At 64.3% G+C, this 25,670-nt stretch carries 15 protein-coding genes; 11 read left to right on the top strand and 4 right to left on the bottom strand.

Annotated features, from left to right (window positions below):
- The first annotated feature begins 6 nt into the window (after positions 1-6).
- The 3 genes from ACR9Y2_RS14725 to ACR9Y2_RS14715 are packed head-to-tail and all read left to right on the top strand — an operon-like array spanning position 7 to position 5,340.
- Entirely contained in the window at positions 7-906 is a 900-nt protein-coding gene (locus ACR9Y2_RS14725) for an RNA polymerase sigma factor (RefSeq protein WP_435042124.1), read from the top strand.
- A complete protein-coding gene (locus tag ACR9Y2_RS14720) occupies positions 893-2,158 on the top strand; it encodes a tetratricopeptide repeat protein (protein WP_435042122.1) in 1,266 nt (421 codons plus the stop codon). The genes ACR9Y2_RS14725 and ACR9Y2_RS14720 overlap by 14 nt, the downstream gene beginning before the upstream one ends.
- Positions 2,155-5,340 (top strand): CHAT domain-containing tetratricopeptide repeat protein, encoded by a 3,186-nt coding sequence (locus ACR9Y2_RS14715; protein ID WP_435042121.1) that lies wholly within the window; start codon positions 2,155-2,157, stop codon positions 5,338-5,340. The genes ACR9Y2_RS14720 and ACR9Y2_RS14715 overlap by 4 nt, the downstream gene beginning before the upstream one ends.
- 22 nt (positions 5,341-5,362) lie before the next feature.
- Here the strand turns inward: ACR9Y2_RS14715 and ACR9Y2_RS14710 are convergent, their stop codons facing one another.
- The 4 genes from ACR9Y2_RS14710 to ACR9Y2_RS14695 form a co-directional block, all read right to left on the bottom strand.
- Positions 5,363-6,574: a PQQ-binding-like beta-propeller repeat protein gene (locus ACR9Y2_RS14710; protein WP_435042120.1), complete on the bottom strand. Its 1,212-nt coding sequence runs from the start codon at positions 6,572-6,574 to the stop codon at positions 5,363-5,365.
- Between the two features lie 89 nt (positions 6,575-6,663).
- On the bottom strand, positions 6,664-9,327 hold the full coding sequence (locus ACR9Y2_RS14705) for an ADOP family duplicated permease (protein ID WP_435042119.1): 2,664 nt from the start codon (positions 9,325-9,327) through the stop codon (positions 6,664-6,666).
- Positions 9,328-9,529: 202 nt separating this feature from the next.
- Positions 9,530-10,414, bottom strand: coding sequence for a YihY/virulence factor BrkB family protein (locus ACR9Y2_RS14700; protein WP_435042118.1), 885 nt, complete (start codon positions 10,412-10,414; stop codon positions 9,530-9,532).
- Between the two features lie 204 nt (positions 10,415-10,618).
- Positions 10,619-11,035, bottom strand: a complete 417-nt coding sequence (locus tag ACR9Y2_RS14695) for a hypothetical protein (protein WP_435042117.1) — start codon at positions 11,033-11,035, stop codon at positions 10,619-10,621.
- Between the two features lie 393 nt (positions 11,036-11,428).
- Here ACR9Y2_RS14695 and ACR9Y2_RS14690 point away from each other — a divergent pair, with 393 nt between their 5' ends.
- The 8 genes from ACR9Y2_RS14690 (at position 11,429) to ACR9Y2_RS14655 (ending at position 25,652) form a co-directional block, all read left to right on the top strand.
- On the top strand, positions 11,429-11,959 hold the full coding sequence (locus ACR9Y2_RS14690; protein ID WP_435042116.1) for a DUF4337 domain-containing protein: 531 nt from the start codon (positions 11,429-11,431) through the stop codon (positions 11,957-11,959).
- 90 nt (positions 11,960-12,049) lie between these two features.
- The gene (locus tag ACR9Y2_RS14685) at positions 12,050-13,003 is read left to right on the top strand and encodes an alpha/beta hydrolase (RefSeq protein WP_435042115.1); all 954 of its coding nucleotides are present in this window, start codon (positions 12,050-12,052) and stop codon (positions 13,001-13,003) included.
- 59 nt (positions 13,004-13,062) lie between these two features.
- Positions 13,063-13,530: a hypothetical protein gene (locus ACR9Y2_RS14680; RefSeq protein ID WP_435042114.1), complete on the top strand. Its 468-nt coding sequence runs from the start codon at positions 13,063-13,065 to the stop codon at positions 13,528-13,530.
- A gap of 58 nt (positions 13,531-13,588) precedes the next feature.
- Positions 13,589-15,115 (top strand): sulfatase family protein, encoded by a 1,527-nt coding sequence (locus ACR9Y2_RS14675; RefSeq protein ID WP_435042112.1) that lies wholly within the window; start codon positions 13,589-13,591, stop codon positions 15,113-15,115.
- Between the two features lie 527 nt (positions 15,116-15,642).
- On the top strand, positions 15,643-19,245 hold the full coding sequence (locus ACR9Y2_RS14670; protein ID WP_435042111.1) for a carboxypeptidase regulatory-like domain-containing protein: 3,603 nt from the start codon (positions 15,643-15,645) through the stop codon (positions 19,243-19,245).
- A gap of 111 nt (positions 19,246-19,356) precedes the next feature.
- Positions 19,357-20,625 (top strand): YdcF family protein, encoded by a 1,269-nt coding sequence (locus tag ACR9Y2_RS14665; RefSeq protein ID WP_435042110.1) that lies wholly within the window; start codon positions 19,357-19,359, stop codon positions 20,623-20,625.
- A 105-nt stretch (positions 20,626-20,730) separates the two neighbouring features.
- Positions 20,731-22,137, top strand: a complete 1,407-nt coding sequence (gene sthA / locus ACR9Y2_RS14660; protein WP_435042109.1) for a Si-specific NAD(P)(+) transhydrogenase — start codon at positions 20,731-20,733, stop codon at positions 22,135-22,137.
- Between the two features lie 65 nt (positions 22,138-22,202).
- Positions 22,203-25,652, top strand: a complete 3,450-nt coding sequence (locus ACR9Y2_RS14655; RefSeq protein ID WP_435042108.1) for a hypothetical protein — start codon at positions 22,203-22,205, stop codon at positions 25,650-25,652.
- Positions 25,653-25,670 lie beyond the last annotated feature (18 nt).

Genomic DNA, 25,670 nt, shown 5'->3' with positions numbered 1-25,670 from the left:
GGTCTCGTGCTGAATACCTACACCCGGGCAAAACAAGAGACGGTGCACTACGGACTGCGAACCAATTCAATGCCGGTGAGGAATCGGGGAGCCGCGGACAAACTACCTGGGGCGGAATCCTCGCCCGTCGAGAACGTATCCGAGAATTTCCCCGCACTTTCATTCCCGTCTTCGCCCTCTCATCAGGAAACCGGCGAAGACAACGAAATAATCAGCAGTGTTTTTTCCTCCTTCACTCGATCCAGTTTGGCGCGAAGTCACAAAAGTGTGGCTATACTACCTGGAACGAGGAGAGGGCGATTGATGCCGCAAGGCGACGACTGGGACGCCGAAAAGCTGAACGAACTGCGCCGGCTTTTATCCGCCAAGGCGCGGCGCTTGGGCTCGCCGCAACCGGAGGAAGCAGTCCAGGAGGTGCTGGCGCGGGCGCTGGCCAATCAGACTGTGGCAGACGCGCTCTCCGCATCACTGGGGCGTGGCTCTGGGCAGCCAGCCGCTGAACCACAATGGCTGGCGGCCTGGCTGTTCCTGACCCTGCGCAATGTTGTGCGGGAGCAGCGCAGGCCGGAAAGCCGCGGCCCGCACCTGACGCTGGATTCGACGCGGGGCGAGAGTGTCGCCATTGAGCCTGTTACCCGGGAACTGAATCCGGAGGAAGCGCTGGTGCGGCGCCAGAACCAGGCGATGCTCGAGCTATGCATGAAGGGCCTGAACCGCGCGCAGGGCAGTGCGCTGCGGCTATTTCACCTGGGAATCAAACAGCGCGATATCGCTGAGCGATTGAATGTCCCAACCAACACAGTCGCGTCACTAATTCAGCGCGGGCGAGCGCAGGTTTCAGAGTGTCTGCGGCGTAAACTGTTTCGCCGTCCCGGCGCAGGAGGGCCCGAACATGATGAGCCCTGATTCGAATCAGGATCGAAGCAAAGAACTCCTGGAGCGTCATCGCCAGGGCCAACTTTCCCCCAGTGAAAAAATCGAATTGACGCAGCGCTCCTTCCGGGAGGAAGCCATCTTCGATGAGCTGGTTGTGGATGGAATCATCGACGACTGCCTGGCAGACCCTGAAATGCGCTCCAAATGGCTGGAGGAATTTCCTCCGCCCCGTGAACAGCGGTGGCGAGGCAGGATGATTTGGGGGATGGCCGCGGCCGGCCTCGCGGCGACCGCGCTGATTTTGTATGTCAGTTACCCACGGCGCGGTGCGGACGGCCCGCCGGCGATCGCGGGGCAGAGACCGCCCTCGGGCGGCTCCACAACAGGAACGCGCACCGTCCTTTCGCCCGTACTGGGTCCGCAGGCTTCCACCACCCAACCCATTCTGCTGGCGTCCCGGCTGGCGACGGAGCAGGGCGGCCAGATTGTCTTCCGGGCGGAGACCGCTGCCTCACGGATGCCGAGCCAGTCCGGAACAGTAACGGCGGCCATCGAAGGAGAGCTGACTGTCAGCCTCGGGTCGGCCGATGGAGTCGGGCCGGAGACGGTGCTGCCGGTAGAGCGGGACGGCAAGCGGATCGCGGACCTCCGGGTAGCCGCGCTGTTCCGCGACAGCAGCCGGACCACGCTGATGCAGGGCGGCCCGGTGGAGGTGGGCGATCGGGTCCGAGTCGACCTGGCGACTCACCTGCGTGCGTTGTGGGCGCGAGTCGATGCCCTCACCATCTCAAGGGATTACCCGGGCGCGCGGCAACTGGCCGCGGCGGCCCTGAAAACGGCGGAAGGCGCCGGCGCCCCTGCCCTCTTGAAAGAGAAGGCTCAGGAACGGCTGGCGGAGGCGGAGTTCAGAGCCGGGGATCTGGCTGCTGCGCGGCAACGGTTCAGAGACATTCTGGGAGCAGCCGGAAAATCTGGCAGTCCTGGCGAACTTCACGGCTGCTGGGAGGCCCTGGGGGTGATCTGCCTGCTGAGCGGCGACCTGGCGGAAGCGCAACACACGCTGACAGAAGCGGAACGCCTGGCGAATGCGGGCGGCTCCCGTGAGGCACGCGCCAGGGCCTTGAACAATCTGGCCGTGCTGGCCGAAATGCAGTCTGACCGCACCCGCGCACTGCAACTGTTCGAGGAAGCAAAGAAGGTGCTGGAGAGAGGCACGCCGGCCTCCACTGCAGAACATCAGGCAATTGAAGCCAACCTCCAGAGGCTGAGGAGGCGGCCTTGAAGTTGCACATGGCGCTACTGAGCGGGATGCTGCTCTTCCTGGGAATGGACCTAGTCCTGGGCCAGGCCGGCTGGAAGGAGTTGGACACCCAGACCGAGGAGCTCTACAAGAAGGGCGATCTCGAGCAGGCTGCGCGCACCGCCAAGCTCGCCCTGGGCATGGCCGCGACCGAAGGGCAAATGGGCCGCAGTCTTGACCGCCTGGGTTTCCTCCAGTACAGCCTGGGCCAGCGGGCCGAAGGCGAGGCGACCCTGACGCAGGCGCTGGAGATCCGGGAAAGGCTGGGCCACGAGACGGAGGACTGCGCGGACACCCTAATCAACCTGGCCATGGTGAAACGCGATCTGCGCCAACTCGACGAAGCCCTGAAACTCGCCTCGGAGGGCACCGCAATTCGCGCCCGCCTGCTGGGCCGGTCCAGCCCGCTCTACGCCGAAGGCCTGAACATTCTCGGCACCGTTTACTACTACCGCGGCGAATACGAAACGGCCTATGCCACGCACGACGAGGCACTGCGGATCCACGAACTTCAGCTCGACGCGGAGAAGCCCTCCGAGGAGTATGGGACGCTGTGTACCAACTTCGCGAATGTTGCGCAACGGCTGGGCCGCTATCAACGGGCGGCCGAGCTGTTCCAGAAGGCGCTTGACGCACTGCGGAAGAACCCTGGCCCGGACCACCCCGCCTATTCCGTCACCCTCGCGGGCGCTGCCTTCCTGCAGCAGGACCTGGGCAACTACGACGTCGCGGAGAAGTCCTATGTCGAAGCGCTGCAGTTGCTGGAGAAACAACTCGGCAAATCGCACCCCCTGGTGGGCACGGCGTACAGCAACCTCGGTGTGCTTTACCAGACTCTCGGAGACCGCGCCGCCGCGGAAGCCTCCTATCTACAGGCACTGGAAATTAAAAGGACGGCGGGTGGACTCTCGCTGGCCGTCACCCTGCGCAACTACGGGCGGTTGCTGCTCGACCGCGATGCCGCCGCCTCTGAGAAGATGTGCCGCGAAGCCAGCGCCATCATGGAGCAAATGACCTCCGCCCCCGCCTACGAACGCGCGAATGCACTGCTCAGCCTGGCGGAAGCTCAACTGGAGCTGCGCCGGTACAACGAAGCCGGCCCCAACCTGGAGCAGGCGCTGAAACTGGTCGAGACCACGCTGGGAGCCCGTCATCCCTTGTACTCCGCCATCCTGCGCCAGCAGGGCCGGCTGGCCGAAGCCCTGGGCCTCCAGGCCGACGCCCACCAGAAGTTTCAGCGCGCCATCGGCATCGTCACGGCAAGTAAAGGCGGAGCCCATCCCGAACTCGTGGAGTATCTGCTCGACCTGGCTTCCCTCGAATCGAGGCATGGACATTTCCAGCCCGCCCTCGACCTCTTTCGGCGCGCCTCCCGCATCCAGGAGGACGTCCAGGCCCAAGCCCTTGCCGTGGGCTCCGAATCAGCCAAAGTCGCCATGCTCGCCAGTCTCGATGGGTTCCTTCCGGCCGCCATCGCCTTTCAGGCCGCCGCCGGCGCACAGCTTCCGGAAGCACGCCAGCTTGCCTTCGACGCCGTGATCCGCAGGAAAGCCCGCGTGCTCGAATTCATCCGCGATTGGCGCACCAGGCTGCGGGCGCAGGCCGGTCCCTCCACACAGCCCGTGTTGGACGAGTGGCAGGCCCTGGTGGAGTGCCAGGCTGCACTCACCGTGGCGCTGGGCTACAAGGACTGGCGGCGCGCCCCAGCTGGCAATTGCGCCCTGCGGGCATCGGAACTCCAGGGCCGCTATGAGGGCCTGACGGAGCAACTGCGGCAGAACTGGACCGAAGCAGGCGCCGCCCAGGCTTTGGCCGCAATCCAGGACCTGCACCAGCGGGCGGAAGGGCTGGAGGCCCGCCTGAGCCGTGAACTCCCCGCGTTTCGCCAGGAGGCCGGCCGTGTGACGGCGAAGGAGGTAGCCGCGGGTCTCGGGCAGGACGAACTGTTGATCGAGATCATCCGCTATGAAGCGGGCACCAGATCCAAACCCCAGCCGCGGTATGGCGCGTTCGTCCTCGACGCCGGCGCTCATCTGGAGTGGGCCGAACTGGGACCAACGCGAGCCATCGACACCGCCGTGAGAGACGTTCTCCAGGCCGCCGACGACTGGAGTGTCTCCCGTGCACACCAGGAACTGCCGGCAGCGGCGCAGCAGACCGCAACCAACGCGATGGGGAGACTCTCCGTTCAGGCGTTTGCACCCTTGTGGGCCCTGCTGGCCAAGCGAGGCAAGGCCGCGCGCCTGCGCATCGCGCCTGACGGCCTGCTGCTCCTGCTGCCATTTGAAGCGCTGATCGAGGATTCGCGGCCCCTGGTTGCGCGCTACGCCATCAGCTACCTGCTCTCCGGGCGGGAACTCGCAGCGGCACCTCACTCGGAGGGCGGTTCCGAAGGCTCACTGATTGCCGTCAGCCCAGGCTTAGCTAGGACCGCGGCCGCTCGCGCGACGTTTCGCGCCGACAAACTGGAACGGCTGCCCGGTGCGCAGGCCGAAGCCGAAGAGCTCTTGAAGCTGATGCCGCAGGCCAGGTTCCTGGGCGAGAATCAGGCCACCGAGCAACGTTTGAAACTGGTGCACGGACCGGCCGTGATCCACATCGTGGGCCATGGGATGGTGCGCGGCATGGATGCCTGCGACCAACGCTCGGCCAGGGCTGAGTGCGCGGTGACGCCGCTCGACCCCTACACCCGGATCATGAACCTTTCGGCCATCATGCTGGAGGAGGCGTACGGGCGCGGAGCCGGATCCATCCAGGACGGGATCCTCACTGCGCAGGAATTGAGCAATATCGACTTGGGCGCCACGCAGATGCTGGTGCTGTCGCAATGCCGCATGGCGGATGGCATCCCCACCTCGGGCGATGGGATCTACGGAATGCGCAGGGGCGCCTCGTTGGCCGGAGCGAAATCGTTCGTGGCGCCGCTGTGGAAGGTGGACGACTCCGCTCAACTGCGGCTCATGAAGCGCTTCTATCAGGAGCTCAGCACAGGCCAGGATCGTGCGCAGGCTTTGCGGCGCGGCAAGCTGCAACTCATGCGTACGCCCCAGACCGCCCACTTTCTGTACTGGGCCCCGACTATCCTATCGGGCCGCATCGAACCACTGCCTGCCGCGGTATTCGCCCCCGCGCGGGCCGGTGTCACCACGGAGCATGCGAGATAGGACGGAGCATGAACCCTCACGCTCACTGCAGTTTCACCAGAGCCTGGTAGGAATCCACCCACAGTCCGCCGTCGACCGGCGTGACGAAGCCAAAGGGCCAATTGGCCTCAGCGGTGGGACGAGAGAAGGACCACAGCAGGGAGCGTGTGTCCAGGTCCAGCGCGTACAGCGTGCCGCGCGACACCGCCGCGGGTTTGCCCTGCGGGCTGCCCTGAAAGTACAGGACGTTGCCGGCTACCGCCATCGAAGGCGCCGATGGGTAGAACTGGCCGGGCAGATCCCAGGCCGTGCGGCCCGAATCTTTCTCGAAGGCAATGAGGGACCCGGGCGTCATCCCTATCAATAAGGAACCGGCTTCCACCAGGCCGTGCACTTCCACCCCGTGCTCGCGGCCTTCGACGGGCCGCCGCACCTCGATGGACTTCCAGCGATCCGTGCCGGTGGCCCGATCCACCGCGTAGAGGCGCGTGCCTCCGGCGGCGAACACGGTGTCGGACGTCACCACGGGCTGGCGCAGGCACGCGGCCGAATATTCATCGGGCACCACGGCCCGATAGCGCCACCGCTCCTGCCCGGTCCTGGCATCGAGGGCAAAGAGATAGGATCCGGCAGGTTTGGCTTTGTCGCCCGGCGTTTCGTCGGCGTCCGCTGTGAGATAGATAGTTCCCTCGCGCACCACCGGCCGGGTAGCGCAGCCGGCCCGCCTGGCGCTGAGCACCGTCTTCCAGCGTTCGCGGCCCGTCGCCACATCCAGCGCGTAGAGGGTCCCGTTCTTGGCGAGGATGAAAGCCAGATCCCCGCTGACGGCCACCGCCGCGCCCTGCACCGGGTCCAGGCCGCGCCACAATTCCTTGCCGGTTTCCAGCGAAACGGCCACCACAGCGCCGGGATACGCCGCCGCATAGGGTGTGATGACAACGCCGCCGGCCACTGCCGGAGGGGTCGAAACCGACGCGGTCCCAGTGCTGAACACCGGCCGGTGACTCCATTTCAGCTTGCCCGTGGCCATGTCGACGGCGAAAAGCCCGCCGCGGCCGGTCGGACTGCCAGCCAGGATCGTCGTCCCCGCGAGGGAGGCGGGCCCCCAGTCGCGGAAGCCCGGATTCACTGTGAATTTCTCGGACGGAGCAGTCCGCAGCGGCCGCAAGGGGGCGGTCTGCGCGAACAATGCCATGGAGATGCAGGCCACGCCGGCGGCGGCTCTGATCGTGCTCGTCCGTAAGGACGACGACATAGGTTGTGCCTGCTTTCTCCCCGGATAGCCGGGTGGGCTCGCGGGCCGCCCGGCACAGGGGAGTATATCCTGATCAACTCCGGCCGGAACTACTCATCCCGCAAGGCACTGAGGGGATTCAGCCTGGACGCGCTGCGCGCCGGCACATAGCCCGCCAGCGCCGCCACGCCCGTCAGCAGCACCAACACCGCCGCGAACGTCGCGGGATCGGCCGAGGCCACGCCGAACAGCAGGGCTTTCATCGCGCGCGCGGCCAGCCACGCAACAGGCACGCCCAACATCAATCCCACCACGGCCAGCTTCACCGTCTGCATCAGGATGCGCAGCTGCAAATCGCGGGCGGAAGCGCCCAGCGCCATCCGGATGCCGATCTCCTGCCGGCGCCGGCTGACGGAGTAAGCAATGACGCCGTAGATGCCCAGCGAGGCCAGCACCAACCCGAAGAGAGCAAAGCCCGCCAGCGCCAGGACGATGAACCGGCGCGAGAAGACCGAATGATCCACCAGTTGCCGCATCGTGCGGAATTCCGATGCCGGCATCCCGGGATCGAAGGCCTTCAGCGCCTGGCGTATCTCCGGAGCCAGCTGCGCCAGAGGGTGTGTGCCGCGGACTACCAGATCCACCGAGCTGAAGTCGCCCGACTGACGGATGGGCAGGTACAGCTCCGGCGCGTAGCCGGTTTCGAGCCCGAAATAGCGCACTCCGCCTACCACGCCCACCACCCGCCACGGGTCCGTGCCGGAGGCCAGTACCTGCCGCCCGATGGGATCCTGGCCGGGCCACAGCTGGTTGGCCAGCAGCTCGTTGATGAGGACCACCTTCCCTGAAGACGCGTTGTCGCCGGTCTCGAACATCCGGCCCGTACGCAGCGCGATCTTCAATGTCCGCAGGTAGCCGTCGTCCACGACGCGTATCAGTGCCTGCGGGCGTTCACCCTTGCGGTAGCCGCGGGTCGCGTCGCCCACGCTCCAGGTGCGCCATCCATAGTTGTCACCCAGCGGCAAGGCGTCGGTGAGCCCCACCTGCTCCACACCGGGCAATGCGCGCACACTGGCCAGTACTCCTTCCAGGTAGTTCAGCTTCAGCGCATAGGTGGAATAGGCGCGCCCAGGATCCACCCGCAAGGCCATCACATTGTTGGTTTCGAAGCCCAGTTCCACATCCAGTACACGCACGAGACTACGCAACAGGAGACCCGCGCCGGTCAACAGGACACAGGCCAGCGCCACCTGGCACACCACCAGGGAGGCGCGCAGCCAGGCTCGGTCGCGGCCTTCGGAGGCGCCACGCCCGCTCGCCTTCAAGGCGCCATGCGGATCGGGTGTGGAGACTTGCAGCGCCGGCGCCAGCCCAAACAACAGGCCCGTAAGGACAGCCGTCGCAATGGTGAACGCCAGCGCCGCCGCATCCACCCGGATGGCCTGCAGCAGCGGAATGCTGGTGCCCTGCACCTGCGCCACCAGCCTGGTGCCGCCAAAGGCCAGGGCCAGGCCCAACGCCGCCCCACAGCAGGAGAGCACAACACTCTCGATGAGCAGTTGTCGAACCAATCGGCCGCGACTGGCGCCGAGTGCCGTCCGGATCGCCATCTCCTTCTGCCGGGCCGAGGCTCGCGCCAGCAGCAGGTTGGAAAGATTCGCGCAAACCAGCAGCATGAGGAAGCCCACGGCCCCGGCCAGCACCAGCAGGGCATAGCGAAACCGGCCGCTGACATGTTCCCGTAGCGTGGTGAGGCGTGGCTGGAAGCCATTCCGCCGCGATTCCGGCGTGCGGCTTTCCGTCAGCCGTTCCCCAATCAGCGTCGCCTCCGCCTGGGCCCCCCTGAGGTCCACACCAGGCTTCAGCCGCCCAATCAGCGCCAGGGTATTGCCGCGCCGGTTCGTTTCCGGGCTGAGCGGAAAAGGCACGAACAGATCGGCGCGAGTCCCGGGCGCGAAGGTGGCGGCGAAATCAAAACTCTCGGGCAGGACCCCCACCACAGTGGCGGGCGCTCCATCCAGCGTGATGGCGCGGCCAATCACCTGTGCATCCGAGGCGAACCGGCGTTTCCAGAAGCCGTAGCTCAGCACCACCGTCTTCGCTACGTTCCAGCGGCACTCCTGCGCCGTGAACGTCCTGCCCATCCAGGGCTCCACGCCCAGCAGCGGGAAGAAGCCTTCCGTGACCGGTACACCTGTCAGGCGCTCAGGCTCCCCCGCGCCCGTCAACCGCAGGTCGCCCGCCCCGTAGAACGGTGAGTAAGCGGCGACGCTGGAGAGCGCCTGGCTTTGCGCCTGCAGGTCCTGCAGGTTCACCACCTGGACGGTCTGTGCCGACAAATTGGCTGACTGCCCGTTGGCGATCCAAACCAAACGCTCCGCCTCAGCAAACGGCAGAGGGCGCAGCAGCAGGGCATCGAATACGGAGAAGACGGTGGAACTGACGCCCACCCCGAGTCCGACGATCAGAATCGCAAAAGTCGCCAGTGCCGCATCGCGCCGCAGGGTTCGCAAGGCGTAGCGGAAGTCGCGCAACAGTGACTCCAATGAGGGCAGTCCGCGGCTCTCGCGGTGCAGTTCGCGCGTCTGGACCAGACCCCCTAACCGCACCAGCGCCAGGCGGCGCGCTTCAGCGGGCGTCAACCCCTGGCGCAGATTATCCTCGATGGCCAGTTCCAGATGCTCAGCGAGTTCAGCGTCGAAGTCTATTTCCCGTTTGCGCCAATGCAGGAACGATTGGATGCGTGCAAGGAGTTCACGAAGGGTCAGCGTCACTTTGCGTCCTCCCCAGCAGGATTCAACACGCGGGCCATCACGTCCAGGATGCCCTGCAGCAGGTCCAGCCGGTCAGGTGGCTTGGGATTCATGTGGCGATCGCACATGAGTATGGCATATTTCCTGTGGCGATACCACAGAAGAATTCCGGATTTTACGCATGCGTCCGGACGCGGTCATCCACCCTTAAAGAGCCGCGCCCTCACAGGCACGACCCGATGTCCGACATCGAGCCATAGCGCCGGGTATACGCCCTGGTGAATTCCGCCCCAAGATAAAGCACCTGGGCGGAGTAGTAGACCCAGACCAGCAGCACCACCAGGGATCCGGCGGCTCCGTAACTGTCCTTGAAGCCGGCCTCAGTCAGATAAACGCTCAATAGGAAGCGGCCGGCGGCGAACAGCAGGGAGGTCAGGACGGCGCCCACCGCGACATCGGACCATTCCAGCGCCACGTCGGGCAGAACTTTGAAGATGAAGGCGAGCAACGCGGTGATGACGACGAAGGTGAGGACCCAGTCGGCAGTCCGGATGAGGGCCGCGGGCGGGGCGGCAATGGCGCGGAGATACTCGCCGGCGAACGAGATCCAGACGTTCAGGATGAGAGAGGCGAGCAGGAAAAGTCCGGCGCCCAACACCATGACAAACGAAACCAGGCGTTCTTTCAGCCATTCGACAAGGGTGCGGCTTGGGCCGAAGGTCAAATCATCGGGCACTTTCCAGATGGTGTTGAGGGAATCCCGCAATTCACTCACGACGGCCGTGGCGCCGAAGAAGAGGGCCACCAGCCCGAGCAAAGAGGTAGCCAAGCCCCGCAGCGGCTGATGCGCGCCTTCGATCATGGAGCGGATGACCTTGGCGCCCTCCGGGCCCACGAGATACTGGGTCTGCCAGATGAGGCGTCCTTCCGCGGCCTGGGCTCCAAAAGCCCAACTGGCAATCGCCAGCATGATGACGATGGTGGGCGCCAGTGAGATGGCCAGGTAGTAAGCGAGCGCCGCGCCCATGCGAGGGGCACGGTCCTCCTGCCAGTAGCGCAGTGTCACTCCGATGAGGGCGGCCAACTCCTTGGTGGGCAGGCCGTACATTTGCCGGAAGCATCTCATGGATGGCATTGAAAGCCTGGTGTTACCGTGACGCGGCTCCGAATTACCGCTGGCGACCGCACCAATTCCGCGCGAACTTCAGACAGTGGGTAAATTAGCACGCCGCGCACTGCCGTCGTCAGTCGTCCGGCGGATCCAGTGGCCAGGATGGTACACGCAGCGTTACGACCGCGGCGCGGGGCCGGCCTACTCGTCGCCAACTTCCGTGCTGAACCGTCCGGAAGTGGCCGGTTGATTGTCGCAGATGCGGCAACGGCCGCCCTTGCCCCGCATCGCGAGCCCGACGAGGATGCCGGCGGCGATGGCCCCTGTAATGAAGCCGGCCGGATGACGGCGAATGGCCTGCCTCAGGTTGGGCACCAGGCCGTTCAGATCGTAGTTGCGCACATAGGCGGCGCTGCGATCGAGCCGGGCGGCCGCCTGTTCAGCCAGTTCATCCAGGGCTTCGCCGGCTTCCCGGACAGAGTTCGCCGAGTCCTTGATCGCGTTGGCCGTTTCCCGCCTGGCGTCAGAGAACTTCCGGCCTGCCGCGCGGCGCAGCGAGCCCACCTGGTCCAACGTGTCCTGCAGTTTCCCGCCGAGAGGCGAGGCCGATTCCATCATGATTTTCGTGCTCCTTGGGCCACCCGGTATTCCAGCGGCCTTCTATCTCTCGTGCAAATGCCGGGCCAAAGCCGGATCCGCCTTGCTGGCGAACGCCATCGGGGCTGCCGCCAGGCAGGAGCAGGCAACGCTCGTCCCGGCGCGAGACGGACCGCGGTCATTTGACCATCGGCGGTCAACGGGGGCGCACGCCGGCGCCCCGGGCCAGACCCGGCGATACCTATCGAGCCGCTGCGATGCGTTTCGGCTGGGCCGCCGCTCGTCCCGGGATCCGCCGGTGGAACCGCACCGGCCCCAGACAAGTTCATAGACATCGTCTGCGCACGGCGCAAGATGGCGAAAGAGCGGTCCGGAACATCGCAACGACGGCCCCGCGGATGCATCCAACGGGATATGTCTGTCAACGAAGAACTCCGCGAACACGCCGAACACGCGCACGATGATTTCAGCCGCAAGGCCGGAGCGGGCATGGCCATCATCGCCGCGCTGCTGGCCGTAGTCGCGGTGTACGGCCACCTGACGACGACCGAAGAGCTGCTGGCGCAGCAGAAGGCATCCGACCAGTGGGCGTTCTTCCAGGCGAAATCGCTGCGCCGGTATCAGTCTGAGGTGGCGCGCGACATCCTGAAGGCGACACCGGGCGAGCGGGCGCAGGCGGCCTCGGCGAAGTACGACTTGAACCTGGCCAAGTATGAGCGAGAGGGGGAGGAGATCAAGGAGAAGGCGGAGGAGTTGGGCAAGGAGAGCGACCTTTCCGGGCGGCGCGCGTTGCGGCTTCACGTCGGAGAGATCTTCCTGGAGATGGCGATCGTGTTCTCGTCGCTGGCCATCCTGACACGCAAACACCTGTTCTGGTACTCAGGCATTGCGAGCGCGTCGATCGGAACCGTGATCAGCGCCACTTCGTTCCTGATCCTGCATTGAGCGGAGTGGGTGCCTTCGCCATCCTGCCTGGAGATCAATAGAATAGGAGGCGATTCACTCCGGCCCGTGCGGAGCGACGGAGGCAGTTGTATGCGCAGAGTTCTCAGATGGCTGGCGCCCGCCCTGGCGGCCGCTTCGATCATCGTGTCCGCACAGGCGCCGCCCGCGCCCCAGGCCACACCGCCAGCGCCCACCCGCATGGCTCCACCCAAAGCAGGCGTTTGTCCCCTGCCCATCCTTTCAGCCCTGCCCGCCATGGAGGATACATCGTTCCATGCGATGAAAGACGTTCCGCACGGGAAGCTGGAACAGGTGCCGTACAAGAACTACGCGGCCGCCGAAAAGCGGATGCACGTCTACCTGCCGCCCGGCTATGAGAAGGAGACCAACGCGCGCTACCCGGTGCTCTACCTGAACCACGGCGGCGGTGACGACGACTCCAAGTGGTCGGCCACCGATGGACGCGGCGGCAGCGCCCACCTGATCCTCGACAACCTGATCGCCGCGGGCAAGGCCAAGCCGATGATCATCGTGATGCCCAGCACGCGCGGCTGTGCCAGCGCCACGCCGTCGGCCCCCGGCAAAGACGACGCCTGCACGCAGGAGTATCTCAAGGACATCATTCCGCTCATCGACACCCGCTACCGCACACGCCCCGATCGCGCCAGCCGCGCGCTCGCCGGACTCTCCATGGGCGGCTTCGTGGTCCTGCACACAGGCATGCCCCACCTAGACACCTTCAGCGAACTTTATGTCTATAGCTCGGGCCACATCAGCGAACCCACGCTGAAGCAATTCGAGGAGAACTTCTCCTCCGTCCTGAAGGATCCGGGCACCAACGATCTCTTCCGCGTACCCTACTACATGGCCGCCGGGGAGACCGACATCGCCCTGAAGAACGGCATGAAGGTGATGGCGCTGTTCAACCAGAACGGCATCCGCAACTTCTGGGTGCTCAGCTCCGGCGGCCACGAATGGGCCAACTGGCGCCGCTATCTGCACCAGACCGCGCAAATCATGTTCCCCGACTGCGGCGGAAAATAGCGGAGCCGCGGCCGGCCGCAGCCGTCAAGCTTTGGACGTGATCTTCCGATACTTCGACCATGGTGACCGTCATCCTACTTGTCGCTGCCTTGCTTGGCGCCGGAGGACTGCTGTTCGCCAGACTACACTCCCGCACCCTGCGGATCACAGCCGTCGTGTGCACCCTCGCCGCGCTAGCCTGGAGTCTGCGGCCCGCCGCGCGGCACCTGTTCCAGCAGCCGGCGGCCGTCCTTCTCGATCAACTGGGGGGCTACGGCTGCAGCTATCAGGACGAGCCAGGGTCCACTCCAAACCTGAACCCCCTCACGGAGCTCTCGATTCGTCATCCTGATTACTTTTGCCCGATGTGGGCGGCCGATCATCTGGCGGCATCGTCCTCGAAGTTCAAGCTGGAGCCGGCCACGGTTGCCGCAGCCTTCGAGACGGCGCTGCGGCGCAAACCGGAGCAGTTCGACACCGGTGACGGCATCATCCCGTACGGAGCGCACCTGAAGGCCGCCCGGCAGCGCCTGCTCCCACCGAAGTAGCATCGCCCCCTGAGCCGCTTCGAGACCGCCCGGTACGAAACAAGGCAAGATCATTGGTATGACCAGGAGAGAGTTCGCCGGCGCCGCGGCAGGCGTCATGACTTCAGCGAGTACCGCACAGGCGGCGCGCCGTCCCAATCTCGTCTATGTTTTCGCTGACCAGTTGGGCCTGCATCACTGCGGTTACGGCGGCGACGAGCACGCCCGCACGCCAAACATCGACAGGCTGGCCGCCGAGAGTTTCAGCTTCCACGATGCCATCGCGTCCTCTCCTGTGTGCGCTCCTTACCGCGCCACCCTGATGACCGGCAAATACCAGTCGTCCACCGGCATGGTCATCAACGAACTGCGCCTCAGCCCGTCACACGAGTGCTTCGGCCAAGTCCTGACGCAGGCCGGCTACCAGACGGGCTACATCGGCAAGTGGCACATGTGGGCGAATGAGCTCGGCCACCATGACGAAACCCGCAACGGCTTCGTTCCGCCCGGGCCTTACCGCCTGGGCTTCGACGGACTCTGGGCCGGCTACAACTTCAACCACACCTACTACAACTCGCCCTACTTTCGCGATACCGCCCATCGCGAGATTCACAAGCTGTATGAGCCGGACTCGCAGACCAACATGGCCATCGACTGGATCCGCGGCGCCGCGAAGAAGCCCGATCCCTTCGCCATGTTCCTCTCCTGGGGCCCTCCACACGATCCCTGGGGTTGGAACCATGTCCCGCCGGAGTATGCCGAGATGTTTCGCGGCAAGAAACTGCCGGTCCGGCCGAACTACTCAGAGCGCCGCGATCCCTACGCCGACGAGTGGGCCACCCCGCCGGAGCGCTACTTCCAGGACCTGCCGCAGTTCATGCAGGCCTACTATGCGCAGACCGCCAACATCGACTGGAACCTCGGACGCCTGGTGAAGGCGCTCGACGAGGCGGGTGCGGCCAACGACACCATCTTCGTGTTCACCTCCGACCACGGCGAGATGTTCGGCTCCCACGGCCGCCGCGCGAAGTACATTTTCTACGAGGAAGCGGCCCGCGTTCCGTTTCTCATCCGCTGGCCCGGTCGCACACCCAAAGGCAAGGCTTCGGACGCCTGCTTCCATTCTCCGGACATCATGCCGACCCTGCTCGACCTGCTGGGCCTGCGCACCCCGCGCGCAGTGGAAGGTGCGAGTTTCGGTGGCGTTGCCCTCGGCAAGAACGCCAAAGTGCCGGATACAGCGTTTCTCCAAGGCATGGGCACCACCGCGGCGTGGAAAGATGGCACGGAGTGGCGCGGGCTCCGCGACCAGCGCTACACCTTCGCCACGTACCGGGTGGATGGGAAGGAGCTTCTGTTCGATAACCGGCAGGATCCATACCAGATGAAGAACCTGGCGGAGGACCGCGGCCAGGCGAAGCTGGTCTCGCACTATCGCGACCGCCTGGTGCGCTGGCGTAAGCAGCATAACGATGCCTTCGAAGCCTGCACGTGGTACGAGAGCCGTTGGACGAAGGACCGCAATATCGTGGATACGGCGACCGGCGTGAAACACGATCTCAAGGCGCTGCGGGCAATCCAGGCCATGCATCCGCCGGCCGCCTGAAGCCCGCAATCCTCTTCGCCCTGCCTGCCATTGCGGATATCTACATCCTGAATTAATACAAACGGTTATAACTGCCACGCGGCCCAACATTCAACGCAGAAAACGCTTACATTCGGGCAGCGGGGTCTCAGACAGATAGCTTCACGCAGACTCGCCATTTGCATATTCCGCATGCCGGAATATTATGACCGAGAATAGCCAATTTCTTCCAACATCTTGGCGAGAGCCCGGAGGCCCGTAAAAGTGCGGCTTTCGAAGACTGGCCGAGACGATAGATCGCCACGAGCGCGCCTCTCGATTCTGCAAGCCTTTTTGCCTTGAAATCCTCAAAACGCTGTACTACTATGCTCTGGCATGTTACGGGTCTTGGGGTTGAGCGGGTCCAATGTTCTGCCTGATGGATCCAATCCACGTCGGATTGGGTTCCTCGGATACAGTCAGCCTGAGAGCATCTCCACCACCCCACGACCGCATAGGCATGGATGAGATGAGTCTGGCCCGAGAATACGGGCATACAGGGGTACCTCATGAAGTCATATCGTATTGTGGCGTTAGTAGCGTTCTTGCTGTTGGCAGTGTTGCCAATCGCATACTCCCAAACGATCACAGGTCAGATCACTGGCCGCCTGGTGGATGCGGGTGGTTCGGTGATCATCGGCGCAAAAGTTCAGCTCGCCAACGACCTGACAAAACAAGTGCGTGAGTTCAGCACTGATTCGAGTGGGGCTTTCATCTTTACCAACGTGGTACCGGGCAACTACAGTCTGCGTGTAGCTCAACCCGGCTTCAAAACCTACGAGCAGAAGGGCATCAACGTAGCCGGCCTGGAAAGGCTCGCGCTGCCCGAAATTGCTCTGCAGGTGGGCGATGTCAGCACGTCGGTAGAAGTGCAGGCCCAGGCGGTTCACGTGGCGACCGACAGCTCCGATCGCCGTGTCAGCGTCACCACCACCCAGATTGAAGATACAGTCACGAAGGGCAGAAACTACATGGCGCTGATGGGCACACTGCCCGGCGTCCAGGATCTGAACCAGAACGACTCACGCGGCTGGGGCACCGGCAGCCCCACGCTGATGGGCGGACAGTCCGGCCAGAAGATGCTGACTCTCGATGGAGCGGCGGCCCAGGATTCGGGCAACCGCGACTTCGGCTACATCGCACCCAGCGTCGACGCCATCGGCGAAGTCCAGGTGCTGACAGCGAACTTCAATGCCGAATATGGCGCTCGCTCCGGCGGTCAGATGAACGTCATGATCAAGAGCGGCACCAACGCGTTCCACGGCACGGGGTACGCCTTCCTCCGGCATGAAAAATTGAACGCGAACGAGTTCTTTAACAATAAGACCGGCGTTGCCCGCCCGCGCTACCGCTATCAGAACATAGGTGGCACCATCGGCGGACCGTTCATCATCCCGGGCACGAATTTCAATAAGGACCACAACAAGCTCTTCTGGTTCTTCTCCTACGACTACCTGCACACCAAGAACGTCACGGCGCCCAACCGCTACACGATGCCTACGGCCCTGGAACGCGCAGGCGACTTCTCCGCCACTACCACTACCACGGGTACCGTGATCCCCATCAAGGATCCGCTCTCCGGCGCACAGTTCCCCAGCAACAAGATCCCCTCCTCGCGTCTCGACCGCACCGGTCTCGCGATGATGAATCTCTTCCCGCTGCCGAATACCACTGATCCCACCGGGCAGCGCCAGTACAACGCGGAGTTCGTCAATCCCTTCACCCAACCGCGGCACGATCGCATCCTGCGTGTCGACTACCCCATCAGCTCCAAGACAACGACTTATGTCCGCCTGTTGCAGGACTACACCGGCAACGACGGCTACGGCCAGATTCTCGGAGCCCTGGGCGACGGCTGGCGGCAGTTCCCCCACGGTTACGACATCCCCTCGGCAGGCGCCGTGGCCGCGATCATTCACACCTTCCGTCCGAATCTGATCAACGAAACCAGCTGGGGCATCAACCGCGGCCACCAGATGAATACGCCGACGGATCCGGAACTCTACAAGAACAGTCAACTGCCGTTCACTGATGCGGCGGGCACCATTCCGCTCACCCGGCTTTCGGCCTCGAACTACCTCAACCTGCGGCCCGCCATCAACCTGGGTTTCCCGAACTCCTTCAGTGCACAGTCTGCCGGACTTGCCATCACGAACGGCCCGCAGTACGGCTTCGACAGCCGCTGGCCGTTTGACGGAACCGACCAGTTGCAGACCATCAGCAACAACCTGACGTGGGTCAAGGGCCGGCACAACATCAAGATGGGCATCTACCTGGAACGGATGTCGCGCAATGTCAGCGTCTACTCGACGTACAACATCGCCGGCACTTACTACTTCGGTTCCGACACCGCGAGCCCTGTGGATACAAACTATCCGTACTCCAACATGGCCACCGGCGCCTTCTTCGCGTACGGCGAAGACAGCGTGAAGCAGGTCAATCACGCCCGCTATACCCAGGTGGACTGGTTCGTTCAGGATAGCTGGAAGGTCTCCTCCCGGCTGACCTTCGACCTCGGCATGCGGTTCCAGCGGATTGGCGCCCTCCACACCGACGGCCAGCGCCTGGGCTTGTTCGACACCTCCGTCTACAGCACGGCCAAAGCAGGCCAGCCGCTCTACCCGGCGATGCAGGACGGCAAGAAGGTCTCCATCAACCCGTCCACTGGCGCGGTTTATCCCTACGTACTGCAAGGCACCTTCGATCCGAAGAGCTTCTCCGGGTCTCCATTCAGCGGCGTGAAGGACTACAAAGGTAGCTTCTGGAATACGCCGCCCGTCACGCTGGGCCCGCGCGTCGGTTTCGCCTACGACGTCTTCGGCAACGGCAAGATGGCGATCCGCGGCGGCTTCGGCATCTTCTACGACCGTGCCTACACCGTCGACTACATCGGCGCCCAGGGCGTCGGCACCGGCCCGCTGGCCGCACCGCCTGACTTCCTCGCGCCCATCCTCCTGAACACCACGTTCTCGGCCATGCAGGGACAGCAGAGCCTCTTCACGCCGCAGAACATCCAGGGTGGCTCCCCCGATCACCTGCCGCCGACCACCTACAACTGGAGCTTCGGCATCCAGCAGGATATCGGCTGGGGCTTGATCCTCGACGTCGCCTACGTAGGCAACTCCTACCACCACGGCTACAACTACAACTGGGAAGACCTGAACGCGGTCCGGCCCTTCACCACCTGGACTCCGCAGGGCGGCACCAACAAGACGTTTGTCGATCCGACCAGTTCCAGCGGCGCTCTCTACAGCACGAACCTCATCCGCTCCATGACAGGCCTGAAGGGCGTGGGCCAGGTTCCGATGTTTATGAACGTCGGCGCTTCGAACTACAATTCGCTGCAACTCCAGGTCAACCGGCGCATTGGCCGCAAACTGACCTTCAGTTCGAACTACACCTGGTCGAAGACGCTGCTCTACGCACACCAGCAGTTCACTGACGACGCACTCACCAAGAACGTCACCAGCAACCGTCCGCACGCGTTCAACGCCAACTTCGGCTATTCCCTGCCGACCCTGCCCGGTGCCAACCGGCTAGTGAAGCAGATCACCGATGGCTGGCGCTTCACCGGCACCGCGCAGATCTTCTCCGGCGCCGCCATGGCGCCCAGCTGCGGCTACACCGCCAACCCCGTCGGCTGGCCCAACGGCACCCCCACCGGCGGCGTCCTGTTCCGCTGCCAGATGACGGACCCCACCATGAACGGCGTATGGCTGCCCAGCGGCGCCAAGCCGTCCGACGTAGGCTCCACCGCGGATCCCAAGCTGTGGTACCCGATGAACGTCAACAACTTCGTGTTGCCGACCATCAACTCCACCTTCACCGGCCGCGGCATTCAGGGCAACATGCCTCCGACGCTGACCTACGGCCCGGGCCTCGAACTGTTCAACCTGTCCCTGATGAAGGAAATCCGCTTCTCCGAAGCGAAGCGAGTGGAATTCAAGATCGAGACGATCAACGCCTTGAATCACTTCAACCCGGCCAATCCGAACATGACGATCACCCGCAACTACAACACCGGCGTCAACACCAATTCGGCGTTCGGTACGATCCAGGGCACGCAATACAACAGCCGCCGCGCCATCGTGTCGCTGCGCTACGTGTTCTAAAGCCCGGCCAGTCCAGTCCGTTCGAACGCCCGCCGTGCCCCAACCGGGACGGCGGGCGTTCTCTTTTTCACCAGCCTCAGCGCCACCGCGCCCCGTGCGAGAATGAGTCGCGTGAAACTCAGATCCCTGATCCTTGGCGTGCTCTTGGGCTGCCTCCCCCTCTGCGCTTTGGAGCCCCCCGCCAAAGCGCCCCTGGCCATGGGCGCCGATCCCGTCCGCGACAAGAACTTCTTCCTTCTCTCTTCCCTCGAACGCGACCCCCAGGCCAGTGCCGCCATCGGCGCTGATTCCGGCCTCCAGGAACTGCTTCACTCCAAACGGACCGCACTGCTGGCAGCCGACAAAGCCTGCCCCGCCAATCCCTCCACGGCCGCCGAATGCTACGCCCAACCCATGCAGTGGACCCCCGCTGAGATCGACCAGGCCGCCCACGCCTTGCGCGCCCTCTATGCCGCCAACCCCTCCCTCCGCGTCTTCACCGACACCACCTTGCGGCGCAGCGGCCTCTACCAGAAGCATCAATCCAGCCCCGGACCCGATCTGCTCGCTTCCGCCTGGCGGGACTGCGCCCAGGGCCTCAACCGCATGCTCGACCTCTACGCCCTCGCCCGTAAACCGCGCTACGCCCAAATCGACTCCGCCGCCTACGACGTCAAGTCCGCCTCCTTCGCCCACCTCATTCAAACCGCCGCTTCCCTGGTTGTCGAAGACCGCCTGCCCGCATCGAAACTCTTCTATCAACCCTCCCTGGACTTCGCACTCCAAGTCCTGCGCATCCACCGTCGCGACGAAGCCGGCCGCCACGAACCCCTCGACCTCGGCGAGAACCGCGCCACGCTCGCCCGCATCCGTACCATCCCCTGGGCGAAGTATCCCTGGACCGTCATCGTCGTCCCCGGCTCCGGCACCGAGAGCATCAACGTCCGTCTCTCGCCCGCGGGCCGCATGCGCTGCGAACTCGCCGCCAAACGCTACCACGACCGCAAAGCGCCGCTCATTCTCGTCTCCGGCGGCTATGTCCATCCCAACCAGACCCCCTGGGCCGAAGCGATCGAAATGAAGCGCTTCCTCATCGAAGAACTCCACATACCCGCCGACGCCATCCTGATCGACCCGCACGCGCGCCACACCACCACCAATCTCCGCAACGCCGCCCGCCTCGTGTACCGCTACGGCATCCCCTTCGAAGAGCCCGCGCTCATCACCACCGATGAGTTCCAGAGCGCCTCCATCGAGGGCCCCGTCTTCACGGCCCGTTGCATGCTGGAACTCGGCTACGTCCCCCATCGCGTCACCAAACGCGTCTCGCGCTTCGACCTCGAGTTCCTGCCGCGGATCGACTCCCTCCAGGCGGACAACACCGAACCGCTCGATCCATAAGGGCCTATCCTCCGAGGGCCGCGCCGTGCCGCGAGGTGGTTCCCGCTACACTCGATATATCGGCTCGCTGGGCATTGTGCGGATGGGCAAAAGGAGAGGTTGAGGATGCAAGAGTACGACGCAATCGTGATCGGTTCGGGGCCGGCCGGGGAAAAAGGTGCCGCCACCGCGGCCGCGCTAGGCAAACGTGTCGCGTTGATCGAGAAGAACACGGCGCTCGGTGGCGCTTCCACCAACACCGGAACTCTGCCCAGCAAGACGCTGAGGGAAACGGCACTCGCCTTGACCGGCATGCGCGCCCGCAACCTCTACGGCGTTGACCTCTCGTTACGCCGCGAGGCCAACATCCGCGACGTCATGTATCACGAGACCCAGGTGAAGGCGCGCGAACGCGCCCGCGTCCTCGACAACATCCGCCAGCGTGGCGTCGACCTCTATGCCGGCGCGGCCCGCTTCCTCGACGCCAATACCATCGAAACCGGCCGCACCCAACTGCGCGCCGAGAAGATCCTCATCGCTACCGGCTCCTCCCCCTTCCGTCCGCCGGAGTTCAAGTTCGAAGACGACCGCATCCACGACTCCGACGAACTGCTGGAGATCGAGTCGATCCCCAAATCGCTGGCAGTCATCGGAGCCGGCGTCATCGGCACCGAATACGCTTGTACCTTCGCCGCCCTGGGCTGCGAGGTACATCTCCTGGACGGCCGGGATTCGCTACTGCCATTCCTCGATCGCGAAGTCTCACTGGCCCTCGAAAAGTCGCTGGCGATGGACCTGCTGATTCAATTTCACAAGAAGGAGATGGTGAAGTCCTGCGAATCAGGCCAGCCCGGCCAGATCCACCTGGAATGCGAATCCGGCCTGAAACTCTCCGTGGATCAGGTCCTCGTCGCCGCCGGCCGCAGCAGCAACACAGCTACCTTGAATCTCCAGGCCGCGGGCGTCGTCCTCGGTAAACGCGGCATCATCCCCGTCAACGAGCAGTATCAGACCAACATCCCGCACATCTACGCCGCCGGCGACGTCATCGGCTTCCCTGCCCTCTCCTCCACCAGCTCCGCGCAAGGCCGCCTCGCCATGGGCCACGCCTTCGGCTTCCTCGAGAAGTCACGCATGGCCGCCCTCCTCCCCACCGGCATCTACACCATCCCCGAGATCAGCATGGTCGGCGAAACCGAGGAAACGCTCAAGGCCAAGGGCATCGAGTACCTCGTCGGCCGCGCCAACTACGCAGAGAACGCTCGCGGCCAGATCATCGGCGACTGCAAAGGCTTCCTCAAGCTGCTGTTCCGCAAGTCCGACCTGAAGCTCCTCGGTGTCCACGTCATCGGCGAACTCGCCTCCGAACTCGCCCACACCGGCATGATGGTGATGCTCGCCGACGGCGGCGTCGAACTGCTCGACCGCGCCTGCTTCAACTACCCCACCCTCGGCGATCTCTACGAGACGGCCTCCAACGACGTCGTCCTCCAGTGCGACCTCGCCCTCCGCCAAAGTATGCAGGCTGACTGAAAGCCGTTTCACCCACTCCGGCAGGGCCCGCTGAACCGGGCCTCCGTCATGCTACAACTGGCATAATGCCTTTTTCTGGTAGCGATGCAAGCCATTCTGATCGATCCCAACAGAGAGTCGACGTCGAGTTAATCCGGTATATCAATCTCAAGCTGGCAGCGTTGGGCCAGCCCACCAGTAAATCCGCGGCGGACCCCTATTTCCTCGAACTGGCCGGTCCCCTGCTCAGAAACTACTATCAGAAGGATCAGCTCCTCGGCGGCCAACTGTGCCAGGCCGACGCCCGCATCCAGGCGTTCCTCGATTCCTATCTCTCCGAGCTCTGCCCCAACGGCGCCCCCAGGCTTCCCTCCAACACCTTCGTCCTCGATCGCCCCGGCCTCGCCCGCGCCATGTCCCTGCCCGTCGACGCCGACTTCTTCTCGTCGCCTTACCTGCAGTCCTACCGCATCGCCCAGGGCGTTCTCCACAATCCGCGCAGCGACCGCCGCACCACCCAGGGCCTCTTCCAGATCGTCGAAGGCGGCCTGCCCGTGCCCGCCGATAAGCTCGAAGCCCCCAAACAAGCCTTCGCCATCCTGTTGCGGGAAGCCCTCAGGCCCCCATCCGAAGTTCTCGAACTGCCCTTCACCGCCACCCAGGAGGATAAGGACCGCCTCTTCGTCTCGCTTCTGCTCCGCCCCGTCGTCTGTCCCGCGACCGGCCGCGATCCGCAGAAGTCAATGGAGATCCGCTTCTTCGCGCCCGCCAGCCTCGTCAGCAACCTCGACTTCGTCGAAAGTATCTTCGGCAACGCCGGCGACCCCTACCTCCCCGAAAACAACGCCGCCCTCGACGTCCATCATTGGACCGGCCACTCCGGCTGCGTCATCCTCGCCCCGCACCTCGTCGGCCTCAGCAAGAAATCCCTCGGCCTCCCTCATTTCGACCAGGCCACCGATCGCCAGCGCCGCGACGAGATGTGCTGGCGCCACGAAGACGAGCCCTACAACGGCGGCCGCGCCTTCAAAATCGCCTGCCGCGACCACCGCGGCGTCATGGTCACCATCATCGCCGACAACTACTTTGGCTACTGCAAGAAGGAAGTCAAAACCCAGATCAGCTTCGCCGCCAACCTCTACGGCCTCGCCGAAGAAGAACACGCCGGCGGCGCCATCGCCTTCCCCGCCTATGTCGTCGGCCAGGAGTTCAGCGAAGACCGCGCCGTCCAATTGAAGAAGAGCACCATCGACGACGTGCTCCGCCTGCTCGGCGACCGCGCCCACGCGATGCCCGAAGGCTACGCCGTCGACGCCCGCTACCCAGAGATCCTCTACTTGCCCGAGCACGCCGAGTTCAACGTCCAGGGCGGCTACGTCAAATGGCTTCGCGAGGACGGCGAACACCGGTTGACCCTGCGCGTCGGCGAAACCTATGTCCTGCCCTCCGGCTACCGCCTGCGCCTGGAGAAGCAGTTGAAGGGCTCCGCCTGGCGACTGGTCGGCGTGGTGGCCCACGGCACGCTCTGCCACAAACCCTGCACCGTCTCCGGCGGCGGCAAATCCGAGATCTCAAAATCCATCGCCAACGCCCAGCTCGAAGGCCCCGTCTTCGTCCGCGACTACCATCGCGACATGGAGGAGGTCGAGCGCATCCTCGCCATGGACTTCTCCAACATCTTCGCGCTGCCCCAGCCGGATAGCCGCGCCAAGCGCCCCATCCTCAGTCCGGAGCGTTCTCTCGGCTCCGTCATCCGCCTGCTCACGCCCTCTGCCGAATACACCGAAGCCCACAACGCCTGGCTCCGCGGCCTGCCCCAAACCATCCGCCAACTCGTCTTCACCGTCAAACGCTACTACCGCCAGGAATGGGCCGCCAACTGGCGCGAGTTCTTCACCGTCGACCGCATCAACGGCTTCCTCGGCCACGAACTCAAATACCGCAACCAGAAACTCGTCGGCAACTATCTCCGCGTCGGCTTCGATCCCGACGGCTCGTGGCGCATCTACAAACTCCGCCCCGACTTCCACCCTGCCGACAAAGTCCAGGTCGAGGACGACATCACCGCCTCCGTCGTAGTCCCCCGCAACTCCCTGCCCGACTTCGATACCAAGTACCCCAACCAGAGCGCCAAGCTCGTCACCAACTGCGAGTCGTTCCTCTTCCAGCGCCCCGACGACGCAGTCATCCGCGGCTTCGACGCCCAGGCTGAAGCAGACCTCGCCACCCCCAACACCTTCATCTCCAACTTCGAGCCCATCACCCGCGAGCAAGCCCGCGAACTTGTCGATCACGTCGTCCAGTTCGACAAGTACACCATGCCGATGAAGCGCCTCCTGCGCGATTTCGTCAACAGCGCCGAAGGCAGCTATGTGGTCTCCTCCGCTCATGCCCGTGTCATCGACGGCAAACCTTCCAAGAACCCCCGCTACCTCCAGCAGGTGCCCACCCGTGTCGATCCGCGCGACGCCTACCTCGCCGAAGTCTGCGCCCGCCTCAACCGCACCGTACCGTCGACCCAGCCCGTCCACTTCCCCGTCAACGCCGTCCTCGCCGGCCGCCGCGGCAATCCCTCTGATCCCAAAATCGGAGTCCCGCCCCTCGCCGTCTACAACCCCATCCACTACCAGGAACTGCCCGAGCTGTTCATGGACTTCATCTGCAGCCTCACCGGCAAATCGCCCTCCACCACCGGCTTCGGCAGTGAAGGCGCATTGACCAAAGGCCCCTTCAACGCTGTCTGGCCTGTCGTCGACCTCAACAACGCCCTCGTTTCCTTCATCCTCACCGAGTACGCCGGCTTCACCACCGCGGCCGGCTACGTCGGCCCCAAATACAAGGTGGATCACGACGTCAGCATGCTCGTGCCCGAGGTCTGGTGCCGCATCCGCGTCGACGAACGCGATCCAAAGTTCCTCATCGAGAACGGCTACCTGGAGAAACTCGAGGACTTCGAACTCGACGGCCGCGTCGTCCTGGCCAGCCGCCTCGGCTACCGCGTCACCTCCCTCTTCGTCGACCGCTTCCTCGGCCGCATCTTCGAAACCCCCGACGCCGTCTTCTCCGAGGAACTCCTGCGCCCCGAAAAGCAGGATCCGGCCGACTTCGCCGCCGGCATCCACGCCATCGTCGAAGCCCAACAACGCGTCGCCCTCAACTACTTCGAGGACGGCAGCGTCGACGCCGCCTGCCCGCCGCTCAAGGCCCTGCTGCACATCCTGGTCCATGGCCACTTCGAAGGCATGACCATCCAGGACCCCCGCCTGCGCGCCCTCTTCACCCGCGAGTCCCTCCTCGCCAGCGACTGGTACCACCAGCGCCTCGCCGTCAAACAGCAGCGCGACGTCGCCCTCTGGACACGTCATGTCCACGAGCTCGAAGCGTTCCTCCCCCGCGCCGCTGCCCAACAGTTCGACGTGGACGCCCGCCTCGCCGAAGCCCGCGTCCAACTCGCGCGCGTCAGCGCCCCCGATTACCTCCAGGAACTCGTAGGCACCATCGGAGCCGACCCGTTCACGCTCCAGATCCCCAACTAACCCACCGCCCAAACACAG

Source organism: Paludibaculum fermentans, assembly GCF_051172195.1.
Classification (GTDB): Bacteria; Acidobacteriota; Terriglobia; order Bryobacterales; family Bryobacteraceae; genus Paludibaculum; species Paludibaculum fermentans_A.
The sequence above is the reverse complement of the archived record's forward strand: the minus strand, read 5'-3'. Positions and strand labels throughout refer to the sequence as shown.

What these genes read in the sequence shown, in the direction of transcription:
- ACR9Y2_RS14680 (WP_435042114.1), top strand. Translation starts at nt 13,063, where the DNA reads ATGGTGACCGTCATCCTACTTGTCGCTGCCTTGCTTGGCGCCGGAGGA.
- sthA (WP_435042109.1), top strand. Translation starts at nt 20,731, where the DNA reads ATGCAAGAGTACGACGCAATCGTGATCGGTTCGGGGCCGGCCGGGGAA.
- ACR9Y2_RS14695 (WP_435042117.1), bottom strand. Translation starts at nt 11,035, where the DNA reads ATGATGGAATCGGCCTCGCCTCTCGGCGGGAAACTGCAGGACACGTTG.
- ACR9Y2_RS14655 (WP_435042108.1), top strand. Translation starts at nt 22,203, where the DNA reads ATGCCTTTTTCTGGTAGCGATGCAAGCCATTCTGATCGATCCCAACAG.
- ACR9Y2_RS14700 (WP_435042118.1), bottom strand. Translation starts at nt 10,414, where the DNA reads ATGTACGGCCTGCCCACCAAGGAGTTGGCCGCCCTCATCGGAGTGACA.
- ACR9Y2_RS14675 (WP_435042112.1), top strand. Translation starts at nt 13,589, where the DNA reads ATGACCAGGAGAGAGTTCGCCGGCGCCGCGGCAGGCGTCATGACTTCA.
- ACR9Y2_RS14720 (WP_435042122.1), top strand. Translation starts at nt 893, where the DNA reads ATGATGAGCCCTGATTCGAATCAGGATCGAAGCAAAGAACTCCTGGAG.
- ACR9Y2_RS14710 (WP_435042120.1), bottom strand. Translation starts at nt 6,574, where the DNA reads ATGTCGTCGTCCTTACGGACGAGCACGATCAGAGCCGCCGCCGGCGTG.
- ACR9Y2_RS14685 (WP_435042115.1), top strand. Translation starts at nt 12,050, where the DNA reads ATGCGCAGAGTTCTCAGATGGCTGGCGCCCGCCCTGGCGGCCGCTTCG.
- ACR9Y2_RS14690 (WP_435042116.1), top strand. Translation starts at nt 11,429, where the DNA reads ATGTCTGTCAACGAAGAACTCCGCGAACACGCCGAACACGCGCACGAT.
- ACR9Y2_RS14670 (WP_435042111.1), top strand. Translation starts at nt 15,643, where the DNA reads ATGAAGTCATATCGTATTGTGGCGTTAGTAGCGTTCTTGCTGTTGGCA.